This window comes from Actinophytocola sp., assembly GCF_049647105.1.
Classification (GTDB): domain Bacteria; phylum Actinomycetota; class Actinomycetes; order Mycobacteriales; family Pseudonocardiaceae; genus Actinophytocola.
Genome location: NZ_JBARWZ010000026.1, coordinates 1 through 20,175 on the forward strand (window position 1 = coordinate 1; position 20,175 = coordinate 20,175).

Below are 20,175 nucleotides of genomic sequence, written 5' to 3' on the forward strand. Positions count from 1 at the left end.
GGTGCGGTGCCCAGCGCCCCGAAAGGGGCGCCCGAAGGGGCGCAAGCCCGCCACCAAGGGGCTCCCTGCCATCCCGTCGACCTGGCAACGCCCGATCACACCGTGTCAAGGGGGCACCAACCACCCCAACCGGCGCCAAACGCTGGAACCGCCCCCTTGACGCGGTGTGATAGCCCGTAGGGAGGTCGATGGGATGGCAGGCAGACCCGAACCCAACGCAAGAAAACCTCGAAACCCCCCGCCATCCTGGAGACCTGCCCCTCCGGCGAGGAGCCGCCGGAGGCAAACCGGCGAGGCAAACCGGCGAGACAAAGATCCAGGCTCAACGTCCTGAAAGCGCCTTCGGGGCAATCGCGCCCCGCTCGCGCTGACCAGCGGGAAAGGACCCCTGCTAAGCCTGGAGGGCCTTGAACATCTGGTCCAGGAATCCTGGTACGTCCACGGTTTCCGCCACCTTCACCGGTACGCGGCCTACGCCTGCCTTGGTGGCGATGTAGGCGTCGCTGGAGATCAGGCGCTGGTCGGAGACCACCTGGCCTCGGGTGTGGGTGCCGGTCAGCTCCACCGCGAGTGGCATCTCGCGGTACGTGGCGAGTTTCGGGTCGAGCATGAGTGCGGCCGCCAGGGGGTCGTGCAGCGTGCACGTGTGCGTGCCGAACATCTGGGAGTAGAACCCCGAATAGTGCTCCAGCAACCGGTTCGCGAAGGCCGCGCGGGGGCCGTCGAGCGAGCCGACCGCGGTCAGCCACTCCGAACCGGCCCGTGCCTGCTCGGTCGCGTCCAGGCCGACGAGGGTCAGGTCGGGGAACCCCGCACCGAGCACGAGGTCGGCGGCCTCGGGGTCGTGGAAGAAATTTGCGTCCGCGTACGGTGTGATGTTCCCGGGCACGGTGACCGCGCCACCCATGACGACAACGGAGCGTAACAACTTCGGTAAGTCGGGCTCCAGCAGCGTGGCGAGCGCGATGTTGGTCAGCGGTCCGAGTGCGAGCAGTGTCAGCTCGCCGGGATGCGCACGTGCCAGCCGGACGAGTTGCTCGGCCGCCGACTCCGCCACCACGGACCCGCTCGGCTCCGCGCCGGCGTGACCCCCCAAACCGTCCTTGCCGTGCACGAACTCCGCGGTCTTCAGCGGCTGGGCGAGCGGCCGGGCGGCCCCCACCGCCACCGGCGGGGTCAGTCCGACCAGCTCAAGCACCCGTAGGGCATTCCGTGCCGCCAGCGGGGCAGACACGTTGCCGTGGACACTACCCACGGCAACGATCTCCGCGTCCTCCTGGGCCGCGAGATAGATGATCGCGAGGGCGTCGTCAACCCCCGGATCGGTGTCGAGAATGATGCGCACGCTGAGGCACTCAACCAGACAACCCGGAGGTAAAGCCAGACCGGGGTGGTCAAGATCCGGACTGAGTAAGGTCTACTCGTGCGAGTGTGTGTTTTCTGCGGATCATCACCAGGCAAGGGACCGGCCTATCAGGAGGCCGCGCGGCGCGTGGGCGAGGTGTTCGCCGAGCGGGGCATCGAACTCGTCTACGGCGGCGCGAGCGTGGGCACCATGGGGGTGCTCGCCGACGCGGTGCTCGAGCGGGGCGGCAGGGTCCACGGGGTGATCCCGCAGAGTCTGGTCGACCGTGAGGTGGCCCATTCAGGGCTCACGACGTTGAAGATCGTCGCCGACCTGCACGAGCGCAAGGCCGCGATGTCGGAGCTGGCCGACGGCTACCTCACGCTGCCCGGCGGCGCCGGCACGCTCGAGGAGCTGTTCGAGGTGTTCACGTGGGCCCAGCTCGGCCTGCACAGCAAGCCGATCGCGTTGCTCGACGTGGGTGGTTACTACCAGCCGATGTTGAGATTTCTCGAGAACATGTCGGCCGAGGGCTTCCTTGCGGACGAGTTTCGGGGGATGCTCATCGTCGCCACTGAGGTCACCGAGGCGCTCGATCGGTTCGTTGATTACCGCCCGTCTCGGACAAAGTGGACATGAAGTCACCGCGTGTGATCGTCAGCCGCGCATAGTCACTCACCCATTAGGTGTTTCCTCAAATCGTCAACTCGTCAACACTGTGCAACCGCCGCGTGACTCCCCATAGTTGGCGGTAACGGCCGGTGAGGAATGTTTGACGATGCGTCTAACCGGGGCTCAGCCGGTCGGTCACCTGATCCACACGGGTGCGACTGACAGGGGAGACAGCATGCACACGGCCAGGGCGGGAGCCGGCGGGGGCGCTGACCACATCGACCGGCACGAACACGTGGACATTGTGGCGCCGAGGTCGGGGGACCGGCCGCTGCAGTCCGTGACTTCCGAGACGACTTCCGAGACGACTTCCGCGACCGGCACGGCCACGGCGACTGCCACGCGCCACAGCCGCTGCGACTCGTGCGGGCAGGTGATGACCGATCCGCCCACCGGGTTGATCGAGCGGTGGCACTGGGACGAGGTCGCGGCCGAGACGGTCGCGCAGGCGCGGGTCCGTGGCGACTCGATCGCCCTGATCATGATCGACCTGGACCGCTTCAAGGACGTCAACGACAGCTACGGGCACCTTGCCGGGGACACGGTGCTGCGCGGCGTCGCGGACATCATCAGGGACTGCAGCCGTGAGGGCGACCTCGCCTGCCGCTACGGCGGCTCGGCCGGTGACGAGTTCCTCGTGCTGCTGCCCGCGTCCCAGCTGGACGCGGCGCTCGCGGTCGCCGAGCGCATCCGCGCGGGCATCACGGGCATGTCGGTGACCGCGAAGGTGACCCGCGAGGTGACGACCACCATCGAGGGCCAGACGGCGTCGATCGGCGTGGCGACCTACGGTCTCGGCGACCTGGTCGAGCTGGACCTCGAGGACCTGATGCTGGACGCGGACGTGTCGCTGCGCGCGGCCAAGCGCCACGGCCGGGACCGGATCTGCGTGGCGAACATGGACGTGAGCGCCACGACCGAGCCGAACACCCAGGCCACCAAGCGGATGGCCAGCTGGGCCCGTTTCCGTCGCCTCAGGTCGGTCTGACTACCTGCGGTAAGTTTTGCCCGTGCTGGTAGTCGGATTTCCCACGGGTGCGTTCCAGGCCAACTGTTACCTAGTCGCGGCTGGCGAGGGCGAGCCGTGCGTGATCGTCGACCCGGGACAGGACGCGGTCGAACCGATCGAGGAGGCGCTGCGCAAGTACCGGCTCTCGCCGGTGGCGGCGCTGCTCACGCACGGCCACTTCGACCACGTCTTCTCGGTCACCCCGATCTGCGACGGCAACGACATCGCCGCCTGGATCCACCCCGAGGACCGCACCATGCTCAGCGACCCGATGAAGGGGCTGAGTGAGCAGAGCTCCGCGTTCTTCGGCGGCAAGCTGGAACTGCGGGAACCGGCCGAGGTTCGTGAGCTGTCCGACGGCGCGGACCTCGACCTCGCCGGCCTCAAGCTGACCGTCGACCACACCCCGGGCCACACGCGCGGCTCGGTGGTGTTCCACACCGCGCTCGAAGAGGGCGGCCGCGTGATGTTCGCGGGCGACACCCTGTTCGCGGGCTCCATCGGCCGCACCGACCTGCCCGGCGGGGACATGCGGACGATGACGGAGACACTCCGCACCAAGATCCTCCCGCTCGCCGACGACACGGTCGTGCTGCCAGGGCACGGCGGCAGCACCACGATCGGCCGGGAACGGGCGAGCAACCCATACCTCCTCGAGCTGGACCCCACGGCGGCCGGCCCGGCGCGGGGTATGTGAGGTGACCGGCGACAACGGCGGGCCCGTCCCGCTCGACCTCGCGGAGCTGTCCAGCGCACGGCGGCGTGGTTGCGTGGCGTTCGGTGTCGCGCTCGTGCTGGGCGCGGCGGTCGGCGGCGTCGTGGCCCTGTTCGCCGGCCAGACGGCCGCGCTGGTCACCGCCGCCGTCGTGGTCGTCCTGCTGACGTTCGTCGCGTGGGTGTCCGGCAGGCGCAGGCTCTCGCTCGACGGCGACCGGGTGGTGTCGAAGGCCCTCGGCCGCAAGTCGATCGACCTGGTGCACGTCGACAAGATCGAGCTGATGGTGACCGACATCCGCGGCACGCGGACGGTCGGGCTGCTGTTCACCGGCGGCCGCAAGGCGATCAACCTGGCGCTGGCGATCTACGCCGGCGCTGGCGGGCGGGAGCTGGGCATCCTCGTGCTGCGCAGGCTGGCCGACGTGCTGGCCCGCAGTGAGAACACGTCCGGGCTGGTGTACTCCCAGCTCCTGGTGGCGCAGCTGCGTGCGGAGGCCAAGGGTGACGTGGCCGCCGACCGGCCGCTGTACCGCCTCGCGACGATCGCCCCGGCCGGCAGGCTCGCGCAGCGCATCAATCCGGAGGCGGTGACCCGCTTCGTCGCGAGTCTCGACTGACGAGCCGGGGTGACGGAACCGCCCTGCGTGGCCGGTCGCCGTCCGGCACGTGCCGTCCTGGCTCCGCTGGGTCCTGCCTGGTCCGTGTCCTCGCGTGCGTCGGCCGTTCTGTCCCGCGCGTGGCCGACCGCTCGGTCTCCTCGGGTCGCGGTTTCCGCCGCACCGGCGCCTGCGCCGGGGGCTCCTGCGCGGCGACCACGGCGGCGAGCGCGGTGGTCACCGGGACCGCCGCGATGATGCCGATGCTCCCGACCAGCGTCCGCACGATCTCCTGCGCGATCGACTGCGACGCCACGATGTTGCCGAAGCCCACCCCGGACACCGACGTGTACAGCAGCAACGGCAGCGCGGCCCCCGCGTACGCCATGACCAGGGTGTTGACCGCCGACGCCACGTGGTCGCGGCCGATCCGCAGAGCCGACGCGTACAGCTGGCGCCGCGACAGCGACGGGTTCGCCGCCCGCAGCTCCCACACCGCGCTGGTCTGGGTCACGGTCACGTCGTCGAGCACGCCGAGCGCGCCGATCACCACGCCGGCGAGCAGCAGCCCCCGCGTGTCGATGGGGTGGCCGAGCGTCGCGATCAGCGTCGCCGCGTCGTCGTCGAGGCCCGTGAGCTTCGCGAACGCGGCCCACAGCGCGCCGAGCACCCCGATCAGCGTGAGGCTGACCATCGTGCCGAGCACGGCCGTCGACGTCCGCGCCGACAGCCCGTGCGTCAGGTACAGGACCACGAACATGATCACGCCTGCGCCGACGATCGCCACCAGCAGCGGGCTCTCCCCACTGATGATCGCGGGCAGCACGAAGAACACGAGCACCAGGAAGCTGAAGACGAGCGCGCCGATCGCCCTGAGTCCCTGCCACCGGCCGAGCACCAGCACCGCGACCGCGAACAGCCCGGCGAGCAGCGCGAGCGGCACCCCGCGCTGGAAGTCGACCAGCTGGTAGGACTGCCCGTTCGCCGGGTCGCCGCCGCCCCAGGACAGGACGATCTCGTCGTCGACCGCGAACCGCGGGGTGGACGGTTCGATCGGGACGATCGTGCGGATCCGCTGCTCCGGTGCAGGCCCGTCGGTCATGCGGATGTCCACGACGAGGCACCGGTCCGCGTCCTGCGGCGCGCCGACCTGCACGTCACCGTTGCACGCGCCGGTGCTCGTTGCGGTGACGACACCGTGCACGGGGGTGCCGCCACCGGAGTTCGTCTCCTGCGACGAGCCGAACGGGTACAGCAGCACGACGCCGACGGCCGCCGCGATGGCGAAGGGGATCAGCAGTGCCGCGATGATCGTGCGCACCCGGCGGGACGCTGGCGTGGCCGGGGTGTGGCCGTGGCCGTGACCGACGGCGCCGGGCGCGTCGTCCAGGCCACGGTCGTCGTCCCGGTCGGTGACCCTGGGGATCGGTTCGGTCTCGCCCTCGTACACCCGCGCAGTCTCTCAGGCCATCAGCGGGGGGTTGAACCGGAAGTGGTGCGCGACGAGGTCGTCGCAGGCGGCGACCGCCTGCCGCAGTCGTTCGTCCCGGTCACCGGTGACCTTCACCCACGGCACGCCGCGCCCGGCGAGCAGCTCCTCGAACCGGCCGGTCATCCACTCCCGCCGGTGCTCCCCGTCGCGCCACCCGTCCTGCTCGAACGGCACGCCGGCGTGGTCGGTGAGCAGGTACAGCGCCGGCCTCCGATCGGTGGTGACGTCCTGGTTCCGCGCACCGAGGTACCGCTCGCACCACACGGTCGCGGCCCAGGCGTCGTTGTCGCACACGAGCAGCGGCCCGCCACGCCGGGCGGCACGGTCCTCCTCCTCGGCCTGCCGGAGCGCGACGTCGACGAAGTCGCCGACGGTCCACACCAGGTCGTCGAGGTCCGGCGGGACGCCGCCCGCGAGCGCGGTGGCGGCGGCGAACTTGTCCTCGGTGTGCCTGCGCCCCTCCTCGGCGACCCATTCGGCGCGGTAGTGGTCCGCGAGCGCCCTGCTGAGCGTGGTGGTGCCGGTCGACTCGGCACCGACCACGACCACCCGCGCGCAGAGCCCGGCCCGCGTGGCGGGGGCGAGCTGGTCCCAGTGCGCCGGGGTGTCGGCCCTGATCGCGGTCCCCGAGACGGGCACGACCGTGCGGTCCGGGTCCACGGGCACGTGCTTGGCGCCGAGCCTGCTCGCCAGCTCGGCGCCGTAGTCCTCGCTGGAGAACACCGCGTCGACGGGTGCGCGGCGGGGGTCGCCGTCCCGCATCGCGCGGCGGGCGAGCACCGATCTGACGATGCCGACGTGCAGGTCCCAGATCGCGTCGTCGTGGAAGTCGATGGGGTGGTCGTCGACGTCGCCGATGACCACGACGCCCGCGTCCTCAGCGTGCTCCTCGGCGAGCCAGGCGACCCGGTCGGCGAGCGGGATCGACTCGACGGCGGCGCCGAGCACGGCCACGGTGGTGCGCCGCGCGGCCGAGGAGGCGGCCCTGATCAGCCGGTGGTGACCGGCGTGCGGCGGGTAGAACTTCCCGAGGACCAGGGCGTGCTCGTACATGCGGGCAATCGTGCCGCACCGAGCCGGTGCGCGCTCCAGCGGCGTCCGAAATCCGCGGAAACCGCTTGCCTTGCGGTATTCACTTCTGTCGCGTTGCCGTTACCCTGGGGTTGCCCGGATTGTTTCGCACGTCTCGCGACGTGCCCTGGTCCATGCCGGATGCGATCGAGCGGGCCGCTGATGTCCGGGAAACCTAGGCTCCGCAAGGGAGTCCGGCTCACCTTCGACAAGACGCGGGACACGCGCGTGCTGCTGTTCCCCGAGGGGGTGCTGGTGCCCAACGCGACCGCGGCGGCCGTGCTGTCGCTGTGCGACGGAGAGTCCACTGTGGACGACATCGCGGCCGCGTTCGGCTCGCGGTTCCAGGGTGTGCTGGCCCAGGACGTGACGGACGTGCTGACCAGGCTGGCGGACCGGAGGGTCGTGGAATGGACGTGACCGTCGCACCACCGCCCGGCATGCTGGTCGAGCTGACGCACCGCTGCCCGCTGCATGGTCCGGCGGCGGCACGATGAGGGTCGTCGTGCTCGGCACCGCCGCCGGGAGCGGGTTCCCGCAGTGGAACCGCGCGTGCCGCCTGCCGTGCCGGTTCGGTGGACGTGCCGGCGCGGACGCAGGACTGTCTCGCCGTGAGCGTGGACGGTGCCGGGTGGTCCAGACGGCAGCCTCGTGCGGATCGCGAAGCATCCCGGCATTCGCTGGTGTTACACGCACCTGAACAACACCAACCCGGTGCTGGACCGTCGATCGCGCGAGTACGCGACCGTGCGGGACGCGGGAGTCGAGGTGCCGCTCGACGGGAAAGTGCTGTTCCTCTGACCGAGACACTAACATCGGTGAGGTGACGGAACAGGTTGTCCTGCTCGACGAGCAGGGGCGAGGGATCGGGGTCGCCGACAAGGCGACCGTGCACCACCACGACACGCCCCTGCACCTCGCGTTCTCGTGTTACGTGTTCAACTCGCGCGGTGAGCTGCTGGTGACGCGGCGGGCGCGCGGGAAGAAGACGTGGCCGGGCGTGGTGACCAACAGCTGCTGCGGTCACCCCGGCCCGTCCGAGCCGTTCGTGGCCGCCGTGCGGCGGCGGCTCGCCGACGAGCTGGGCCTGCCCTCGGCACCGAGCGTGGACCTGCTGCTGCCGACGTTCCGGTACCGCGCCGTGATGGCCAACGGCATCGTCGAGAACGAGCTGTGCCCGGTCTTCCGCGCGGTCACCGACACGGCGCCCGCACTGTCGCCCGCCGAGGTCGACGAGTACGGCTGGATATCGTGGCCGCTGTTCGTCAGCCTCGTGACCGGCGGCGAGCTGGCCGTGTCGCCGTGGTGCCGCGAGCAGGTCGATCAGCTGGTGGCGCTGGGTTCGGACCCGCTGGCGTGGCCGGTCGCGGACGGGGCCGGACTGCCCGCCGCGGCCAGGGGAGTGGTGGCGTAGCTGGCGGTCCAGTTGCGCAGGCCGAGCACGCACAGTGCGAGGAAGCCGACGTAGAGGGCGGCCGTGAGCCACAGGTCCTTGTAGGCGTAGAGCGGGATGTAGACCACGTCCGCCGCGATCCACAGCCACCACGACTCGAGCTTCTTGCGTGCCTGTCCCCAGGTGGCGAGCAGGGACAGCGCGGTCGTGATCGCGTCCGGCAGCGGCACGGTCGAGTCGGTGACCCTGTCGAGCAGGACGGTCAGCCCGGCGGTGCCCGCCACCCCGACGACACCGAGTACGAGCCACTGGCCGCGCGTCGTGCGGGTGACGTTCAGCGCGGTGTGCTCGACGCCGCCGCGCAGCCAGGCCCACCACCCGTACAGCGCCAGTCCCATGTAGACGATCTGCAGGCCGGCGTCCGCGTAGATCCCGGCCGTCCAGAACAGGATCAGGAACATGATGTTGTTGGCGATCCCGATGGGCCAGTTCCAGACGTTCTGCCTGGCGACGAGCCACACGCATAACGCACCCGACACGAAGCCGAGGATCTCGACGATGTCCACGCATCCATCCCTTTAGTGTTGACTTATATAAGCGGCGCCCGATACGCTGCTTGTCGCTCGCGTCCATGACACCAGAGGAGACCCCCGATGATCGATGTTGCTGAGCAGATCAACGCGGTCAGCCGCAAGCTCGGCAGCCGTGTGTTCGGCCCTGGGGAGGCACGCGTCTCGATCATGAGCCAGGCCTACGACGCGGACGTCGACGACGTGTGGGACGCCTGCACCAACCCGGAGCGGCTCCCGAGGTGGTTCCTCCCCGTCACCGGCGACCTGAAGATCGGCGGGAAATACCAGCTCGAGGGCAACGCGGGCGGCACCATCGAGCGCTGCGACCCGCCAAAGGGCTTCTTCGCGACGTGGGAGTTCAACGGGATGGTCAGCTGGATCGAGGTGCGCGTCGGGCCCGAGTCCGATGGCAGGACCCGGCTGGAGCTCGAGCACACCGCCCACGTCGACGACGACCTGTGGGCCGAGTACGGCCCCGGTGCCACCGGCATCGGCTGGGACCTGGTGTTCTGGGGCCTGACGAACCACCTTGCTCCCGGCGGCCCGGCCGTGACCCCGGAGAACGCCGAGGCGTGGGCCGCCTCGCCCGGGGGCGTCGCGTTCGTCACCGCGGCCGCCGAACGCTGGCGCCTCGCCCACGTCGAGTCGGGCACGGCCGAGGAGACGGCCAAGGCCGCGGCGGAGCGCGTGACCGCCTTCTACGCGCCGCCGCCCGAGGACTGACCCCGTATCACCGATCCGGGAGTCGGCTGCCCGCTGCCATGGCCCGGCGGGCAGCGGCCTCGTACCCTCCACGCCATGGACCACGGCACGGCTCGCGAGGCACTCGTCATCGGCGCGGGCGTCAGCGGCCTGACCACCGCCATCTGCCTCGCCGAGGCCGGCTGGTCGGTGCGGATCCGGACGAAGGACCTCCCGCACGACACCACCTCCGAGGTCGCGGGCGCGTTGTGGGGACCGTCCTTCCAGGAACCCATGGCCAAGACCATGGCCTGGACCAACGCCTCCCTCGCCGACTTCACCGCGCTCGCCGGGGAACCCGGTTCCGGCGTCCGCATGGCACCGGCCCTCACCGTCAGCACCATGCCCGCGGGCGACCCGCCCCCGCAGGCACGCTCGATCCCCGAGCTCAGAGCGTGCGACCCCGCCGAGCTTCCGCCCGGCTTCACCAGTGGCTTCCGCGCGGTCATGCCGCTCGCCGACATGCCCCGCTACCTCGACCACCTGACCGCACGCCTCGCCGAAGCGGGCGTGCCGATCGAGCAGCGTCCGGTCGCCTCGCTCGCCGAGGCCGCCCGCGAGGCGCCGCTGATCGTCAACTGCGCGGGCCTCGGCGCCCGCGACTTCGGCGACGACAGCGTCCGCCCGGTGTTCGGTCAGCACGTGGTTGTCGCGAATCCAGGTTTGGACCTCCTGTTCATGGAACTGTCGACGGCCGACGAGTGGACCAGCTACTTCCCGCACAGCGACCGCGTCGTGTGCGGCGGCGTGCGCGTCCCCGGCCGCTGGGACCGCACACCCGATCCCGCGATCACCGACCGCGTCCTGGCCAGGGTCCGCGCGCTGGAGCCGCGCCTGCGGGACGCGGAGGTGATCGACGTCGTCACCGGCCTGCGTCCCGACCGCCCCTCGGTGCGAGTGGAGACCGAACGGATCGGCACCGCACAGTGCATCCACAACTACGGACACAGCGGCACCGGCGTCAGCCTCTCGTGGGGCTGCGCCCACGAAGCCACCAAGCTGGCCGGCTAACCCCCGCGAGTCCACGATTCAGAACCCGCGAGTCCACGGTTCAGAACCCGCGAGTCCTCGGTTGGGGACCCGCGAGTCTTCGGTTGGGGACCCGCGAGTCTTCGGTTGGGGACCCGCGAGTCCACGGTTCGGAACCCGCGAGTCCTCGGTTGGGGACCCGCGAGTCCACGGTTCAGGACCCGCGAGTCCTCGGTTCGGGACTTCGTCCGGGGTCGTACCGTTCCGGTGTGACGAGGCGGCGTTGCCCCTGGTAGAAGACCTGTTCGCGGTGCTCGTGTGTTCGAATTGACACGGGATCGAACGTGTGTTCGACTATGCCCGTGCGATGGGAGAACCAGCGCGTCGATCACGACGGCCAGCAGACATTGCCCGGTCTCCCCGGGCTGGTGCGCAGCGTGCGCACGCCGGACTTCACGGGCGTCGTCTTCCACGAGGTGCGGGCCAAGTCCGTGCTGAACAAGGTGCCCGGCCAGTCGCGGCTGCCGTTCGACTGGACCGTCAACCCGTACCGAGGGTGCAGCCACGCCTGCCGGTACTGCCTCGCGGGCGACACCCCGATCCTGATGGCCGACGGCCGCACCAGACCGTTGTCCGAGCTGCGGGTGGGTGACCGGATCTACGGCACGGAGCGGGTCGGCAACCGGCGCAGATATGTCACCACGCGGGTGCTCGCGCACTGGACCACCCACAAGCCCGCGTTCCGGGTCACGTTGCGGGACGGCACACAGCTCATCGCCAGCGGCGACCACCGGTTCCTCACCGACCGCGGCTGGCGGCACGTCGCGGAGGGTGCCTGCGAGGACGAGCGCCGGGTCCTCGTGCCGGGCGACCGGCTGGTCGGCACCGGACACTTCGCCACGCCGCCGAAGGGCGGCGTGGACTACCAGTGCGGTTATCTGGCCGGCATCGCCGCGGGGCACGGCGAGCCGGTCGACCCGCGGGTGCTCGCCAGGGCCAGGGAGTTCCTGACCGGGGAGGAGTCGATCAGCCTGCCGATCCAGCGCCCCGATGTGCCGAGCGAGGAGTGGCACAAGGGGTACCTGGCGGGCGTGTTCGATGTGGACGGCGACTTCTCCAGAGGGCACCTGCGGGTCGGTCGCACGAGCCGGGCCGAGCTGCCCGAGGTCGTGGCGGCGCTGCGGCGCTTCGACTTCGGTTTCGTGGTGGAGGGGGCCGGCCACCGCAGCGGCGTCTGCCGGTTCCGCCTGACCGGCGGCCTTGGCGAGCACCTGCGGTTCCTGCACAGCACGGACCCCGCGCTCACGGGCACGGACGAGCTGAGCGGCGTGGTCCTGCGCTCGGCCACCCAGCTGGCCGTGGCGACGATCGAGCCTCTCGGCCTGGACATGACGCTCTACGACATCACCACCGGCACCGGCGACTTCATCGCGAACGGCGTCGTCAGCCACAACTGCTTCGCCAGGCGCACACACGAGTACCTCGACCTCGACGCCGGTGCGGACTTCGACTCGCAGATCGTGGTCAAGGTCAACGCGGCCGAGGTGCTGGCCACCCAGCTGCGCTCCCCGCGCTGGGCGTGCGAACCGGTCGCGATGGGCACCAACACCGACCCGTACCAGCGAGCGGAGGGCCGCTACGAGCTGATGCCGGGCATCATCCGCGCGCTGGCCGACAGCGGCACCCCGTTCAGCATCCTCACGAAGGGCACGGTGCTGTCCCGCGACCTGCCGCTCCTGGCCGAGGTGAGCCAGGACGTCGAGGTGGGGCTGGGCGTGTCGATCGCGCTGGTGGACCGGGAACTGCAGCGCAGCCTGGAACCGGGCACGGCGAGCCCCCAGGCCAGGCTGGAGCTGGTTCGCAAGATCGTGGCGGCAGGCCTGCCCTGCGGGGTGTTCGTGGCACCGGTCTTACCAGGCCTGACCGACTCGACAGAGCAGTTGGACGCACTACTGGCCGCCATCGCGGACACCGGAGCGACCGGCGTGACGGTGCTGCCACTCCACCTGCGCCCTGGCGCACGGGAGTGGTTCGCGACGTGGCTGGCGCGCGAACACCCGCGGCTGGTGCCGGAGTACCGCCGTATCTACGCGAGAGGCAGCAACGCGGACGTGCGGTACCGCCGCTGGCTGGGCGCCCGGGTGGGCCCGCTGTTACGCAGGCACGGCCTGGGCCCGAAAGCGGTACGGACCACCGACGAGGCGGAACCCGGTTGGCCGGAGGGCAGCCTGACCGAGAAGGCGAAGACGACCGAACCGGTGCGGCAGGAGCAGCTCTCGCTGCTGTGACGGCAGCTGATGGCACCGGCTCGACTTCCCCGCGAGGCCGACCACGCCACGAAGGGGCGGCACCCGCCGGTCAGGAACGGTCGCGCGGCCAGTCCCAGCGCACGCAGAACGTGCCCGGTCCGAAGTCGAGAGCCACGGCGTGCGCCTGCCCGTTGGACGTGACCTCGACCTTGCGCCGGGTGGTCGTCTGCTCCTCCGGGTTGACCGTGTACAGCTCGCAGTACGCGGGCAGCGCGTCCGGATCGAACTGCACTTCGAGCACGAACTCGCGCACCGGCGTGGTGAACCGGCGGCAGTAGCTGTCGTCGCCACGTGAGTACGGCGGACCGGGGTGGTTGAGCGCGTACTCGACGATCGCCGTCTCACCGCGGGCGAGTGGCGCGTCGAGCAGGATCTCCGCCGCGATCAGGCCGGCGTCCTCGTCGCGGGCGACCCGGCCGATCTGGCAGGACTGGCCGGCCACGACACTCGGGAACGGCCTGCCGATCCGCTCGAGGTCGTACACCATGACGGTCCGGTCGACGCCGTCCCGTTCGGCGCGCAGCACCTGCCGCACGGCGATCCGCTTCTCGCCCCAGTCGGCCGCGACGTCCATGCGGTCGTGCTGCGAGAGCTTCGTCAGCGCCGTCTCCGTGGTGAAGTCGATGCGCTTGAGCAGCTTCGACAGCGCCTCACTGGACGGGAACAGCGACGGGATCGGCACCCGTGACGACTCCCGCTGCACCCTGCCACGCGGGCGCGGCGGCCCGAGTAACGCGATCAGCGATCCCGGTGCGACACCCAGCACGGACTCGAGGTGCCCGAGCGCGGCCAGCGACTCGGCCCGTTCCGGCCTGCGTCGTCCCGACTGCCAGTAGCTCAGGGCCGTCACGCTGACCGACACGCCGCGTGCGCGCAGGCGGTACTGGATCCGGTCGAGGCTGAGCCCGCTGGCCTGGATGGCGGTGCGCAGCGCGGTCGGAAAAGCATCGGCCGCCAGGCTGTCCACCGGGTGAGGGAGCGCACGCCTGATCTCGCCGGTTCGGTGCAGCTCTCGAACTGGTTCGCGGGTCGCGCCGCCACCCATCGTGGTCTCCTCGCGTTCTCCCCAGCTGTCTCTACCTACCACCCAGCTGTCTCTACCTACCACCTGGTAACCACACCCTACGACGTACGGCCTGGCCGTGGTAGCCAACACGTTAAATCCACGCGTGACCGTTGCGGTGCTCACGGTGATCGTAGCGCCGGAAACCTGCTGGACGGAACAGCGTGGACGTTGGCTAGCCTCTATCAACACATCATCCCTCGACAGGAGAGAGCACGCCGTGATCCGCACGCACGAGGCCGGGACGCTTCGCGCCGAGCACGCCGGACAGACCGTCACGTTGAGCGGTTGGGTCGCCCGCCGGCGCGATCACGGTGGAGTCATCTTCGTCGATCTCCGCGACGGGTCCGGCGTCGCGCAGGTGGTGTTCCGCGAGGGCGAGATGGCCGAGCGCGCGCACGGCCTGCGTGCCGAGTACTGCATCAAGGTCGTCGGCGAGGTGGCCAAGCGGCCGGCGGGCAACGAGAACCCCGAGATCGCCACCGGTGCCGTCGAGGTGCTGGTCACCGAGCTGACCGTGCTGAGCGAGGCCGCGCCGCTGCCCTTCCAGCTCGACGAGCACCTCACCGTCGGCGAGGACGTCCGCCTGCGCCACCGCTACCTCGACCTGCGCCGCGGCGGCCCCGCCAGGGCCATGCGCATGCGCAGCGAGGCCAACCGCATCGCCCGTGAGGTGCTGCACGCGGAGAAGTTCCTCGAGGTCGAGACCCCGACCCTGACCCGGTCGACGCCGGAAGGCGCCCGCGACTTCCTGGTCCCGGCCCGCCTGCAGCCCGGCTCCTGGTACGCGTTGCCGCAGTCGCCGCAGCTGTTCAAGCAGCTGCTGATGGTCGGCGGTCTGGAGCGGTACTACCAGATCGCCCGCTGCTACCGGGACGAGGACTTCCGCGCCGACCGGCAGCCCGAGTTCACCCAGCTCGACATCGAGATGAGCTTCGTCGAGCAGGACGACGTGATCGCGCTCGGCGAGAAGGTCATCGCGGCGCTGTGGAAGGACCTCGCCGACCACGAGATCCAGCTCCCGATCCCGAGGATGACCTACGCCGACGCGATGACCCGCTACGGCACCGACAAGCCCGACCTGCGGTTCGGCCTCGAACTGACCGAGCTGACCGAGTACTTCGCCGAGACACCGTTCCGCGTGTTCAAGGCCCCCTATGTCGGCGCGGTCGTGATGCCGGGTGGCGCCGACCAGCCGCGCCGCCAGCTCGACGCGTGGCAGGAATGGGCCAAGCAGCGCGGCGCGAAGGGCCTCGCGTACGTCCTCGTGAACGCGGACGGCACGCTCGGCGGTCCCGTTGCCAAGAACCTGTCCGAGTCCGAGCGCGACGGCCTCGCCAAGGCCACCGGAGCGAACCCGGGCGACTGCATCTTCTTCGCCGCCAGCAGCCCGGCCGACGCCCGTGCTCTGCTCGGCGCCGCCCGTGTGGAGATCGGCCACCGGCTCGGCCTGATCGACGACTCGGCGTGGTCGTTCGTGTGGGTCGTCGACGCGCCGCTGTTCGAGGAGGCGGACGCCGCCCGCAGCTCCGGTGACGTCGCCGTCGGCGGTGGCCGGTGGACCGCGGTGCACCACGCGTTCACCTCGCCGAACCCGGACTGGATCGACCGGTTCGAGGAAGACCCCGGCAACGCGCTCGCCTACGCCTACGACATCGTCTGCAACGGCAACGAGATCGGCGGCGGGTCGATCCGTATCCACTCCGTCGACGTGCAGAAGCGGGTCTTCGAGGTCATGGGCATCTCCGAGGCGGAGGCCGAGGAGAAGTTCGGCTTCCTGCTCGAGGCGTTCAAGTTCGGCCCGCCCCCGCACGGCGGCATCGCGATCGGCTGGGACCGCACCGTGATGCTCCTGGCGGGCGAGCCGTCGATCCGCGACGTCATCGCCTTCCCGAAGACCGGCGGCGGCTACGACCCGCTGACCGCCGCGCCCGCGCCGATCACGCCGGAGCAGCGCAAGGAGGCCGGCGTGGACTCGAAGCCGCCGCAGGCCAAGGCCGACAAGGCGTAGCGCGTGCTGCACCTGCGGGTCGTCACTCCGCCGGAGCACACCGAGGCCGTGGTCGCGGAACTGCGGGAGCATCCGGGCGCCGCGCACGTGGTGCTCCTGCCGGGCGCCGCGGTCCAGCCGGCGGGCGACGTGGTCGAGGCCGACGTCGCCCGCGAGGCCGCCGACAGGCTGATCTCCGCACTGTGCCGGCTCGGTATCGACCACACGGGCGGGATCACGCTCGAGCAGATCGACACGGCGCTGTCCGACGCCGCCGACGAGGCGGAGGAGAGGGCGCCGGGCGACGGCGCGGACGCGGTCGTGTGGGAGGAACTGCTCACGCGCACCGGCGAGGAATCGCGGCTCAACGGCACGTTCATGGCGTTCCTGGCGATCGCGTGCCTGCTCGCGGCGGTCGGCGTGATCACCGACTCGCCGGTGACCGTGGTCGGCGCGATGGTCGTCGGACCCGAGTTCGGGCCGCTCGCCGCGGTCGCGGTGGGGCTGGTGCGGCGGCGCTGGGACCTCGTGCGCAGGGCGGCGCTGGTGCTCGCGATCGGGTTCCCGCTGGCCATGCTGATCACCGCGGGCGGCACGGCGCTGGGCAGTGCGGCCGGACTGTTCGACGCGAGCGTCATCGCGGGCGACGGGCACCAGCTCGACTTCGTCTACCAGGTCGGACCGTGGTCGCTCATCGTCGCGTTGCTGGCGGGTGCGGCAGGCATGCTGTCGATGACCTCGGCAAAGTCGGCGGCGCTGGTCGGCGTGTTCATCTCGGTCACCACCGTGCCCGCGGCCGGGTACGCGAGCATCGCCGCGATCCTCGGTGACTGGAGCCGTGCCGGGGAGTCCCTCGCGCAGCTCGTGATCAACCTCGCCGGCATCGTGCTCGCCGCGACCGTCGTGCTCCTGCTGCGCCGTGCCACGTGGACGACATCGGACGCGGGCCGCCCGCTGTCGAACGGCTGAGCGCTCGTCGCAGGCGATCGTCACGAAGCCGTTTTCGTTAGAGGGCGCGCGAATAGGGCATGGCGGCGCCCGCCGCGCCGACGCGGCCCCTGGCGGCACCGCGCAGGCATCGAAGTACGGTCCAGTACGACGACGCCTGCGCGGCACCGCCAGAAACCACCTCGATCACGACGGACATCCACCGACCCTATTCGCGCGCCCTCTAATTTGTCCGAAGAAATGTTGGCTACTTGATCGATGGACATGACTACGGTCGGTGGTACGAGCGGGAGTAGGGTTTGAGGAGATGAGTGTGGAAACCGCCGCCGACCCACCGACACTGGGTGGGGAAGCGGACCCCGAAGTGCTGGCGACCGTTGTTGCGGCCGAGTCGGTGCTGAGCAGACGGTTCGGTGCCCGGATCCGGTTGACCGAGCCGGAGGACCTCGGCGGTTCCACGCGGTCGTGCGTGGTGCGCGTCCGGGTCGCGGTGAGCCCGTTCTCCCTGCCGCGCACGCTCGTGTTGAAACGTTATCTGCAACCACTCGACGAACACTGCGACAGCTTCGTGCGGGAGGCGGCCAGTTATCAGCTGTTCACCGCGCTGGCGTCCGAGGACCGGATGTGCCCTGAGCTGTTCGCGCATGATCCGGTCAGCAGGTTGCTCGTGCTGGAGGACCTCGGTCGCGCGCCGACGCTCGCGGACAAGCTGCTCGGTGACGACGCGCGCGGTGCGGAACGTGCGCTGCTGTCGTACTCGCGGTCGCTCGGCAGACTGCACGCGACCACCGCGGGCCGGGAGGCCGACTTCGACGCGTTGCAGCGGCGGTTGACGGTCCCGGACTTCAAGGACCCGCTCCTGATCGACGGCGCGGCCGCGTTGAACGACCTGCCCGCCCTGCTGGCGACGGAGCTGGGCGTCACAACGTCCGTCGCCGTGCTGGAGTGTGCTGAGCGGAGCCGCAAGCTCCTCGAAACGGGCAGGCACCGCGCGTTCAGCCCGTCGGACTCCTGCCCGGACAACAACCTGAGCACCGGCCGCGGTGTGCGTTTCCTCGACCTCGAGGGCGGCTGCGTGCGCAACGCGATCTTCGACGCGGCGTACCTGCGGGTGCCCTTCCCTTCGTGCTGGTGCCCGTTCGCGCTGCCCAACGGCATGACCGACGCGATGCTCGCGGGCTGGCGTGCCGAGGTCCGGATCGTGTGGCCGGACCTGGACGACGACGCCGTGCTGCTGCCCGCACTGCTCGACGCGCAGCTGTTCTGGGTGTGGCTGACCACGTGGCAGTTCTTCTCGCAGCCCCATGCCGCGCAGACGCATTCGTCGATGCTGTCGGACACCCCGCCGGAGACCCACGTGCTGACCGACCGCTGGCGCCGTCTGGCCGACGACGCGTTGCTGGCCGGTTCGGACGCGGTGGCCGAACACGCGGCCGTCGTGGGCGACCGGCTGCGCATGCGGTGGTTCGACGACGACCCCCTCCTCGCGCTGTACCCGGCGTTCCGTCGCTGACCTCGCCGGTCGCCGTTTTGTCGGTGGTCCGCGCTGCGACGCGATCGACCATCGCGCCGGCATCGCCGTCCGTCTCACCGCACCGCCACCGCGTTCGCCACCAGCGCACGCGATCTGCGGATCACCGCACCCGCAAGTAGGTTGGGTGCACTGTGAAGGGAGATGCGATGGCGGACAAGGAGATGCACACGCACGACCCTGCGACGTCATTGCCGGTCAAGGCGGACCGGACAGTGGACGCGCCGTCCGTCGTGTCCGCGTACGACTGGGGTGCGCTCGGGCACGTGGTCGATGTCGGCGGCGGGGACGGCACGCTGTTGATCGCGCTGCTGAACGAGTATCCGGCGTTGAGTGGCACCGTGGTCGACCTGCCCCCGACGGCGGATGCCGCGCGCAAGCGGCTCGACGCGGCCGGACTGGCGGAGCGGGCAGGCGCCGTGGCCGGTGACTTCCTGGGCGAGCTGCCCGAGGGCGCGGAGGGCTACCTCCTGTCCTCGGTGCTCCACGAGTGGGGCGACGACGACGCACGCGCGATCCTGCGCAACTGCGCGTCGGCGGCTGGCGAGGACGGCGCGGTCTTCGTGATCGAACCCGTCCCGGATGGTGCGGTGCCGAGCGGTGTGGCGTCCGTGTCGGGTGCTGCCGTCGTGGACGGTGCAGTCGGCGCAGGCGCGTGGGATGGGGCGAGTCCGCCGTCGTCTTCGGACCGTGGCGTCGCCGAGTTGTCCGCGCTCGCCGAGAGCGCTGGGCTCGTCGTGGCGGCGGTGCACACCGCGGGCACGGTGGCGATCGTCGAGCTCGCGACGGGGTGACTCAGGTCTTCTGGGTGAACCGCACGTCCTCCGGCGAGGGCACGCAGGACCCGCACCGCCTCGTCACAGCTTCACGTCGTCGGGAATGCGGGTGACGCGTCGCACGTCGGGGAGGGTCTCCGGCGGCTATACGCTGGTCTCGCCGGACGTTGTGAGGGTGAGGAGCCGCGGTGTACGAGCGGTACGTTGCGATCGGGGACAGCCAGACCGAAGGGCTCGGCGACGGTGACGACACCACGGGTCTCCGCGGCTGGGCCGACCGGCTCGCCGGCCGCCTCGCCGACCTGAACCCCGGCCTGCGGTACGCGAACCTGGCGGTGCGCGGCAAGCTCGCCGGTGAGGTCCACGCCGAGCAGCTCGCGCCCGCGCTCGAGCTGAGGCCCGACATCGTGACCGTCGTCGCCGGGTTGAACGACGTGCTGCGCCCGAAGTGCGACGTGGACCTGGTCGCCGGGCACATGGAGGCGATGTTCGCGTCGCTCCGGGCTTCTGGAGCCATCGTCGGCACCGTCACCTTCCCCAACGTGGCGAGGATCGCCCCGCTGGCCAAGCCGCTGGTCCCGCGCGTGCTCGCGCTGAACGCCCGGATCCGCGAAGCCGCGGCCCGCCACGGCGTGAAGGTCGTCGAGACGTTCGCGGTGGACGCCACGACCGACGCCCGCATCTGGTCGCCGGACCGCCTGCACGCGAGCCCGGCAGGCCACCAGCGCATCGCCGACTCGATGGCGCACGTACTGGAACTCCCCGGCGCCGACGACTCGTGGACCCACCCGCTGCCCGCGTTGCCGCGCCCGACCCGCCTGACCGTGGTCCGCACGGAACTGCGCTGGCTGAGCGGTTTCCTTGGTCCCTGGCTCGGCCGCCGGCTCCGCGGCATCTCCTCCGGGACCGGCCGCGAGGCCAAACGCCCCGACCTGACGCCGTTCCGTCAGGACGGCTGACCAGGCGAGCGCCGCGACCGCG

Annotated in this window: 21 protein-coding genes; 15 read left to right on the top strand and 6 right to left on the bottom strand. The window is 70.7% G+C overall.

The features are described from left to right. Window positions 1-391 precede the first annotated feature (391 nt). A complete protein-coding gene (locus tag WBA97_RS03605) occupies window positions 392-1,345 on the bottom strand; it encodes a nucleoside hydrolase (RefSeq protein WP_424229218.1) in 954 nt (317 codons plus the stop codon). 78 nt (window positions 1,346-1,423) lie between these two features. Between WBA97_RS03605 and WBA97_RS03610 the strand changes: the two genes are divergently transcribed. The 4 genes from WBA97_RS03610 (at window position 1,424) to WBA97_RS03625 (ending at window position 4,360) form a co-directional block, all read left to right on the top strand. Beyond that, on the top strand, window positions 1,424-1,984 hold the full coding sequence (locus WBA97_RS03610; RefSeq protein ID WP_424229219.1) for a TIGR00730 family Rossman fold protein: 561 nt from the start codon (window positions 1,424-1,426) through the stop codon (window positions 1,982-1,984). Between the two features lie 409 nt (window positions 1,985-2,393). Continuing rightward, window positions 2,394-3,005 carry a GGDEF domain-containing protein gene (locus tag WBA97_RS03615; RefSeq protein ID WP_424229220.1) on the top strand — a complete coding sequence of 204 codons (612 nt, stop codon included), beginning with the start codon at window positions 2,394-2,396 and terminating at the stop codon, window positions 3,003-3,005. A gap of 22 nt (window positions 3,006-3,027) precedes the next feature. Next, window positions 3,028-3,723, top strand: coding sequence for an MBL fold metallo-hydrolase (locus WBA97_RS03620; RefSeq protein ID WP_424229221.1), 696 nt, complete (start codon window positions 3,028-3,030; stop codon window positions 3,721-3,723). A 1-nt stretch (window position 3,724) separates the two neighbouring features. Next, window positions 3,725-4,360 carry a hypothetical protein gene (locus tag WBA97_RS03625; protein ID WP_424229222.1) on the top strand — a complete coding sequence of 212 codons (636 nt, stop codon included), beginning with the start codon at window positions 3,725-3,727 and terminating at the stop codon, window positions 4,358-4,360. On the opposite strand, the gene WBA97_RS03630 is transcribed toward WBA97_RS03625, so the two are convergent. Together WBA97_RS03630 and WBA97_RS03635 are read right to left on the bottom strand one after the other, a co-directional pair. Then, complete coding sequence (locus WBA97_RS03630; protein ID WP_424229223.1) at window positions 4,317-5,789, bottom strand: YibE/F family protein; 1,473 nt, start codon at window positions 5,787-5,789, stop codon at window positions 4,317-4,319. The two genes, WBA97_RS03625 and WBA97_RS03630, sit on opposite strands and share 44 nt — an antisense overlap. A 12-nt stretch (window positions 5,790-5,801) precedes the next feature. Continuing rightward, window positions 5,802-6,884, bottom strand: a complete 1,083-nt coding sequence (locus tag WBA97_RS03635) for an AAA family ATPase (RefSeq protein WP_424229224.1) — start codon at window positions 6,882-6,884, stop codon at window positions 5,802-5,804. A 180-nt stretch (window positions 6,885-7,064) separates the two neighbouring features. On the opposite strand from WBA97_RS03635, the gene pqqD reads away from it, so the two are divergent. The 3 genes from pqqD (at window position 7,065) to idi (ending at window position 8,316) form a co-directional block, all read left to right on the top strand. Further along, entirely contained in the window at window positions 7,065-7,322 is a 258-nt protein-coding gene (pqqD, locus tag WBA97_RS03640; RefSeq protein WP_424229225.1) for a pyrroloquinoline quinone biosynthesis peptide chaperone PqqD, read from the top strand. A gap of 204 nt (window positions 7,323-7,526) precedes the next feature. After that, window positions 7,527-7,703, top strand: coding sequence for a hypothetical protein (locus WBA97_RS03645; RefSeq protein WP_424229226.1), 177 nt, complete (start codon window positions 7,527-7,529; stop codon window positions 7,701-7,703). 22 nt (window positions 7,704-7,725) lie between these two features. After that, the gene (idi, locus tag WBA97_RS03650; RefSeq protein ID WP_424229227.1) at window positions 7,726-8,316 is read left to right on the top strand and encodes an isopentenyl-diphosphate Delta-isomerase; all 591 of its coding nucleotides are present in this window, start codon (window positions 7,726-7,728) and stop codon (window positions 8,314-8,316) included. Here idi and pnuC read toward each other — a convergent pair. Beyond that, on the bottom strand, window positions 8,226-8,861 hold the full coding sequence (gene pnuC, locus WBA97_RS03655) for a nicotinamide riboside transporter PnuC (RefSeq protein WP_424229228.1): 636 nt from the start codon (window positions 8,859-8,861) through the stop codon (window positions 8,226-8,228). The genes idi and pnuC overlap by 91 nt on opposite strands. Window positions 8,862-8,948: 87 nt before the next feature. Between pnuC and WBA97_RS03660 the strand changes: the two genes are divergently transcribed. The 3 genes from WBA97_RS03660 to WBA97_RS03670 all read left to right on the top strand — a co-directional run bounded on the left by WBA97_RS03660 (window position 8,949) and on the right by WBA97_RS03670 (window position 12,865). Continuing rightward, a complete protein-coding gene (locus WBA97_RS03660) occupies window positions 8,949-9,590 on the top strand; it encodes an SRPBCC domain-containing protein (protein WP_424229229.1) in 642 nt (213 codons plus the stop codon). 75 nt (window positions 9,591-9,665) lie between these two features. Next, complete coding sequence (locus WBA97_RS03665) at window positions 9,666-10,619, top strand: FAD-dependent oxidoreductase (RefSeq protein WP_424229230.1); 954 nt, start codon at window positions 9,666-9,668, stop codon at window positions 10,617-10,619. Window positions 10,620-10,933: 314 nt separating this feature from the next. Next, a complete protein-coding gene (locus WBA97_RS03670) occupies window positions 10,934-12,865 on the top strand; it encodes an intein-containing Rv2578c family radical SAM protein (RefSeq protein WP_424229231.1) in 1,932 nt (643 codons plus the stop codon). A 70-nt stretch (window positions 12,866-12,935) separates the two neighbouring features. Here WBA97_RS03670 and WBA97_RS03675 read toward each other — a convergent pair whose 3' ends face one another. Beyond that, window positions 12,936-13,973: a hypothetical protein gene (locus WBA97_RS03675; RefSeq protein WP_424229232.1), complete on the bottom strand. Its 1,038-nt coding sequence runs from the start codon at window positions 13,971-13,973 to the stop codon at window positions 12,936-12,938. A gap of 196 nt (window positions 13,974-14,169) precedes the next feature. Here WBA97_RS03675 and aspS point away from each other — a divergent pair, with 196 nt between their 5' ends. Together aspS and WBA97_RS03685 are read left to right on the top strand one after the other, a co-directional pair. After that, complete coding sequence (gene aspS / locus WBA97_RS03680) at window positions 14,170-15,960, top strand: aspartate--tRNA ligase (protein WP_424229233.1); 1,791 nt, start codon at window positions 14,170-14,172, stop codon at window positions 15,958-15,960. Between the two features lie 3 nt (window positions 15,961-15,963). Continuing rightward, window positions 15,964-16,908 carry a DUF389 domain-containing protein gene (locus WBA97_RS03685; RefSeq protein ID WP_424229234.1) on the top strand — a complete coding sequence of 315 codons (945 nt, stop codon included), beginning with the start codon at window positions 15,964-15,966 and terminating at the stop codon, window positions 16,906-16,908. Between the two features lie 37 nt (window positions 16,909-16,945). Here the strand turns inward: WBA97_RS03685 and WBA97_RS03690 are convergent, their stop codons facing one another. Next, window positions 16,946-17,086 carry a hypothetical protein gene (locus WBA97_RS03690; protein WP_424229235.1) on the bottom strand — a complete coding sequence of 47 codons (141 nt, stop codon included), beginning with the start codon at window positions 17,084-17,086 and terminating at the stop codon, window positions 16,946-16,948. 108 nt (window positions 17,087-17,194) lie between these two features. Here WBA97_RS03690 and WBA97_RS03695 point away from each other — a divergent pair, with 108 nt between their 5' ends. From WBA97_RS03695 to WBA97_RS03705, 3 genes are all read left to right on the top strand, one after another. Beyond that, window positions 17,195-18,400: a hypothetical protein gene (locus WBA97_RS03695; RefSeq protein WP_424229236.1), complete on the top strand. Its 1,206-nt coding sequence runs from the start codon at window positions 17,195-17,197 to the stop codon at window positions 18,398-18,400. 167 nt (window positions 18,401-18,567) lie between these two features. Continuing rightward, window positions 18,568-19,212, top strand: a complete 645-nt coding sequence (locus WBA97_RS03700; RefSeq protein WP_424229237.1) for a methyltransferase — start codon at window positions 18,568-18,570, stop codon at window positions 19,210-19,212. Window positions 19,213-19,382: 170 nt separating this feature from the next. Beyond that, the gene (locus WBA97_RS03705; protein WP_424229238.1) at window positions 19,383-20,153 is read left to right on the top strand and encodes an SGNH/GDSL hydrolase family protein; all 771 of its coding nucleotides are present in this window, start codon (window positions 19,383-19,385) and stop codon (window positions 20,151-20,153) included. Window positions 20,154-20,175 lie beyond the last annotated feature (22 nt).